The 4,108-nt window shown below is 40.6% G+C and carries 3 protein-coding genes and 1 pseudogene; 3 read left to right on the forward strand and 1 reads right to left on the reverse strand.

The window, feature by feature from the left end; all coding sequences use genetic code 11:
- Positions 1-55: 55 nt before the first annotated feature.
- Positions 56-1,264 (forward strand): annotated as a pseudogene (locus AB6E78_RS22690) (glycosyltransferase family 2 protein); the annotation flags it as partial.
- On the forward strand, positions 1,231-2,304 hold the full coding sequence (locus AB6E78_RS22695) for an HlyD family secretion protein (protein ID WP_372134250.1): 1,074 nt from the start codon (positions 1,231-1,233) through the stop codon (positions 2,302-2,304). The pseudogene AB6E78_RS22690 and the gene AB6E78_RS22695, both read left to right, overlap by 34 nt.
- Positions 2,305-2,378: 74 nt before the next feature.
- Here the strand turns inward: AB6E78_RS22695 and trmY are convergent, their stop codons facing one another.
- Positions 2,379-2,978 carry a tRNA (pseudouridine(54)-N(1))-methyltransferase TrmY gene (gene trmY / locus AB6E78_RS22700; protein WP_017083166.1) on the reverse strand — a complete coding sequence of 200 codons (600 nt, stop codon included), beginning with the start codon at positions 2,976-2,978 and terminating at the stop codon, positions 2,379-2,381.
- Between the two features lie 256 nt (positions 2,979-3,234).
- Here trmY and AB6E78_RS22705 point away from each other — a divergent pair, with 256 nt between their 5' ends.
- On the forward strand, positions 3,235-3,759 hold the full coding sequence (locus AB6E78_RS22705; RefSeq protein ID WP_065584102.1) for a DUF3087 family protein: 525 nt from the start codon (positions 3,235-3,237) through the stop codon (positions 3,757-3,759).
- The last annotated feature ends 349 nt before the right edge of the window (positions 3,760-4,108 follow it).

The raw sequence follows: 4,108 nt of genomic DNA on the forward strand, positions 1-4,108 counted from the left end.
AGAAATACGCGAAACGGGGTAGTTCTATCTTTAAATTTAATTACGCAACAAAGCCCTTTTTTTACTCGTGTTAACAGGGATATTTCGTTGGTCTTATTCTGAGAGTGATATTGAGATAACAGAATACCCGAGCATATCTTTCGTCATTACTTGTTATGGCGAAGGGGATGCGATTGAAATTACGATAGATACACTAGTTGAGCAACTGTATCCCGGAAAGATTGAAGTGTTAGCGGTAGTTGATGGCGCAGCTCAGAATGAAGATACATATCAAGCTGCGATTCGAGGTGAGCAGAGACATCAATGTGTAAAAAATCGAAATGTTCGAGTTATACCCAAGTGGCAAAGGGGAGGAAGAGTATCAACATTGAATGCTGGTTTAGATAATGCCACCGGCGATTTTGTTATAAATGTTGATGGCGATACTTCTTTTGATAACGATATGGCACTGCAAATGATGAAGCAATTTACTGACAAGAATGTGATTGCTTCGGGTGGTGCGTTGCGTGTAAGAAATTGGCAGGACAACTTACTTACTCGTATGCAGTCTCTAGAATATATGTTGTCTATGCAAGCAGGAAAAACAGGGCTCTCAAATTGGGGAGTGCTAAATAATATTTCTGGAGCCTTTGGTGCATTTAGAAAAAATGTATTAAAACAAGTTGGAGGTTGGGATACGCATACGGCTGAAGACCTCGATTTAACGATGAGGCTTAAGCAATATAAGAAACGCTACCCAAATAATAGATTGGCTTTTGCACCAAGAGCTGTCGGTCATACTGACGTGCCTCATACCTTAAAAGGATTAGTACAGCAAAGGCTTAGATGGGACGGAGATTTATTGTTTCTGTTTTTGAGGAAACACAATGAAGGACTAACCCCCCGTTTACTGGGTTGGGGGAATTTCATCTTCACTCTCGTTTATGGTGTATTGCAAAATGTATTGCTGCCGATTCTAGTTTCAGTGTTCATGTTTTATATATTTTGGGTTCACTCAATTGATTTTGTTGCTGCATTGATGATTCTAATTTATTGCGTGTATTTGTTTACCGTAATTCTATTTTTTACTGTTTACATTGGTTTAGTTTCTGAAAGGGAGAAAGAGGATCTAAGAATGGCTAAATGGCTACCCCTCTATCCTTTTTATCAGTTTTTTATGCGCTTGATTACTGCGTTCTCCATGATTAATGAATTATTTAGAAGAAGTCACGAAGAGTCGAGTATGGCTCCTTGGTGGGTATTGAAAAAAGGCAAAAGGTTTTAGCAATGAAAGTAAAATTTCATCTGGATAAAAAAAACAAACCTCAATCGGATGATGGTGTGAAGGTTGCTTACGGACAAGCAAAAAGAGGGGGCTATCGCTTTCGTTGGTATTTGATCTTGAGCTTGGTAATAAGCCCACTTTTATTCGTGGCTTATTTTTTCTTGAAGACAAATTTTCTCGTGATTGCTCCGGCTATTGTTACGTCTTATCCAGTTACTCTGACTGCTAAGGTTGCAGGCATTGTTGGGCCGATACCCATAGACGACGGCACTCAAGTGGAGCGAGCACAGACTGCAATTCAATTGACGAATTTGGAAATTGAAGCTCAAATTGAGTTTATACATGCGGAGCTGTTAGGGTTAAAAGTCAATTTACCAAGCGATATGGAAGCATTGCACTTAAACGGTATTGCAGAAACGCGTCGGAACCTCAGTAAAGTACAGCAAATTCAAAAGCGTTATGAAGAATATCGTAAAAAAGGACAAGTATCGGATGTGGATTATGCCAGTATTGTTGGAATGGGTAACTCGCTGAACAACCAGTTGAATCAACAAAAGCTTGATTATCAAAGCGCGAAATTGGCTGAAGAGGAGCGGGAGTTAGCTGGACCAGTTAGTCAGGCTAAACGTTCATTGATGAAAGATTTAGCCCTTAAGCGTGTAAGAGAGCAAGAGTTATCGGTAAAGTCTCCCTATGCGGGTCGCGTCGTAGACATACATGTTGTCGAAGGGCAGCGAGTTTTTGAAGGCGATGAGCTAGTGACGATAGCAAAAAATACCGTTCCTCATATCGTGGCTTACCTAGACCCTAAATATTTAGAAGACGCGGTAAAGGGAGCAAATGCGTTGGTAAAGTTTCCTAACGGTAGCTCTTTTGAAGCTGAAGTGTCCGATTCGGTAGAAGTTGTGAGCAAATTACCAAGCCAGTTAGTAAGCCCGTTTGAAGGTCAGCCGGCGTATTTGAAAGTTGTATTGGACTTTATTACAGCACCGCCGGAAGAGTATTGGGTTGAAGGGATGACAGTTAAAGCTCGTTTTTAGTTCGGATGTTAACTGAACAAAGGAGTGAATGGAGCGTGATCGCTCCATTTTTATTTCAACAGCTATGAGTTGAATCAGAAGTCTCTTAGATCAAGCTCATTGTTGATCAACACAACACACTGAGAAGCAAACAGCATGTTCGGGCCTAAGCTGATCTTTTCTGTACCTAAGCGCTTTAAGCTGTTGTAGCTTTTCTTCGGCATTGGGATGTGGTCAGTCAGAAGGAAACATGGGTTTTCCGCAATCTCTGCATCACGGATAAAGTCGCCTTTTTTATCCATCATGTACAGCTGGTGGTCTTCGGCCAGTTCTTTGACCAACTTTTCAAAGCTCATCGTACGAACAGTGATGCCCGGTTCTACCTGACGTGTTTGTTCTTTTGTCATGCCTTGAGAAGCGTCAACCGCTCTTACTACCGCAGATAACAGTGCAGATTCATGAAAGCCACCAATGTTGGTGATTTCATTTGAATCGAATGTAATGGTACGAGAAAAGTCTTTAGTACTCTCTAGCACAAGGTGCACGGTGACATTCTCACGGTGAGATTGAGCAACGAAGATCGTGTTCATCAGAGTATGAGCCAGAATCTCAGTATGAGCATCTTGCCCAACACCCTCTAAGATAAGTTTGCTCTCTGTAGGGGCTGCGCGAGCGCGTAATACAAATGAACGCATGGAATGTACCTTGTCAGTATGTGATAAAGCGAAACAGACTTTATCAACATGAATTGATGAATAACCAAAATTATGGCGGTATGTAACTCTTTTCTATTAATGAAGTCAAATGGAGTTATGTATAGTACTGACCAGAAGAACTACACGTATTAAATAGAGAGTGACCACATTACAAGATGGTAAAGGTTGAAGCGAAGCAAGGTTTACATAGATAGTATGCGCAAATTATTAGGTGACTTACATAAGGAAGTAGTCGATGAAGTTACAGAAGATCAATAAAGAAGAATATAGAAAGAAGATGAACCTGCTGTTGGTTTCGTTGGTTGGGTCACTCGCAGTGTTCGCCATTGTATTCGGAACCATACTGATCGAGCTATTCGGTTCAGGGCAATCAATCGCAGGCGAATCGACAGGTAATTTCCACTTGAACGTATTAGGTGTGATCTTATCAGTCGCATTGAATGCATTTATCGCGAGCCGTGTGAAAGGGCATGATTACTTCAAAGAAGCGCTTTATGTATGGAACCTTAAACAAATCCATAATCAAATCTATCGTAAGCTCAAGCGTATTCAACCCAAAGCTGAGCAAGGCGACCGAGACGCGCTGACCATCCTTTATTTCTATTACACCACGCAAAAACAGGTATACGACCTAGACAACAACACATTGACGATAAAAACAGTTCAGCAATCGCTAGATAACATCCTAGAAGTGAGTGAGAAATGGAGCATTGAGCTAGATATAGAGGCTTTTTCGAAAGATCTAATCGCAAAGTTTTAAGTAATACACCCATTATTGTATGAGCTTTGAGCTACGAAAGAGCCTTTTGACGTAAAAGTAGCCACTTAAGCAAGTTTTTTGAATTTTTATCAAAAAAGGGGTTGCCATGTTTTCGATGATCTCTATAATGCCGCCTCACTGACACGGCAGATGCCATAAGGCTTCAGCGGTAATCAGTAAGACGGAAAGTTCGAAAGAAATTAATTTTAAAAAGTGTTTGACACTTAAGATTAAATCGCTAGAATTCACGTCCGCTTTCAAGGGTTTCTTTGTAAAAAGAAAGTTTCGACAAGCAAAGCTCTTTAACAATTTAAACCTATCAATCTGTGTGGGCACTCGTTGATGAATA

The organism is Vibrio sp. 10N.247.310.98 (genome assembly GCF_041467395.1).
GTDB lineage: Bacteria > Pseudomonadota > Gammaproteobacteria > Enterobacterales > Vibrionaceae > Vibrio > Vibrio crassostreae_C.